The organism is Streptomyces sp. SBT349, from assembly GCF_001083795.1.
GTDB lineage: Bacteria > Actinomycetota > Actinomycetes > Streptomycetales > Streptomycetaceae > Streptomyces.
The window spans coordinates 1-1314 of sequence record NZ_LAVK01000677.1 but is presented as its reverse complement, the minus strand read 5'-3'; the positions used below and the strand labels follow the sequence as shown (position 1 = coordinate 1314).

1 protein-coding gene is annotated in these 1314 nt (G+C 72.9%); it reads left to right on the top strand.

Annotation, left to right across the window (positions count from 1 at the left end; all coding sequences use genetic code 11):
• The coding region (locus ADY01_RS35760) for a hypothetical protein (protein ID WP_234320557.1) at window positions 1-1246 on the top strand (1246 nt) is incomplete at its 5' end.
• Window positions 1247-1314 lie beyond the last annotated feature (68 nt).

Here is a 1314-nt window from a genome sequence, read left to right as displayed (position 1 = left end):
CGTCATGCCCGTGCCGGCCCCCTACCCCCGTGACCGGGAAATTCCCTGGACCCAGGTGGACTTCGGCCCGCCCCGGCGGCTCGACACGGCGCGGCTCCAGCGGATCTGGAGCTCCTGGTTCCAGCTCACCGCCGCAGCGCACAACCCGGTGCTCTCCGGCCACGCCCCGCTGCTGCTGCAACTCCTCGGAGCCTTCCCCGGCGACCCGCTGCCCCTCCCGTACTGCGCGCTGATCGCACGATCCCGGACCCGCGAACACCTCGCGCGCCAAGCCCGACGCGACGACTTCCGCAGCCCAACACCGGCCCTGATCGCCGAGCAGACCGGAGAGCCCGGCTGGCGGGTGCTGGCAGACGAGACCGGCCGCTGGCAGCAGCAGACCCCCGACCGGCAGATCATCCTGATCGCGCTGCTGGCCCAACTCGGGCTCCACCAGCAGGTCACTCAACTGGTCGGCACCCTCACGGCCGACCGCGGCAGCCGGACGCGCCAGCACCTGCTGTACGAGGCGGCGCGCTCCGTGCGGCAGCACAACCGCCGCTCCACGCTGCCCGCGGGCATCTTCTCCTGGCTCGCGCAGGAAGGCACCGCCCCCGCGCTGCGGGTACTGTCCTGCACCCAGCTGATCTCCATCGCCCACCGGGACAACCACCGCCTGGAGAGCCACCCCGACTGGACCCTCCTCGCCACCCGGCTGATGGACGAACTCGCCGCCGAGCCCGCCTGGGTGGCGGCGCTGGTCACCAGCAGGCTGCACCGGGCGCTCGCCCTGGACCACGTGCGCCGCCGCGACCGCGACGCGGCCGGGGCATCCCTGCGGGAGGCGTCCACCTGGTGCGAACAGGCCCGCCTGGCCGCAGGATCGGCACTGGAGACGCACTGCTCGCGGGAGAACCGGATGCTCGTCCTGGAGGCCACCGTCAAGGCCGGCACCGCCCTGCACAGCGAAGCGGAACTGGACATCCAGCTACGGGACCTGATCGCGCTGGCCCCCACCTCACCCGAACCCCTCTTCCACGCCGCCCGGCTCATGGAACAGCTGGACCGACCTCAGCAGGCCGCCGAGATCTACGAACAGGCAGCCAACTCGGCGACGATGCGCGGCGCCGAGGCCGCCCACCAGGCCGCCCTGTGCTGGTCCCGAGCCGGGCAGCCCGACCGCGCCGCCACCGCCGCCCAACTGCTCCACGACCTCGACCCCACCGCCACGACCCCTATAGAGATGACCGACCTTGCCCACCACTGACGCGACCACCCCACTGCTGACCGCACGCCAGCTCCCGCCCGGCCCAGCCCCGTGGGAACGCTACCCCG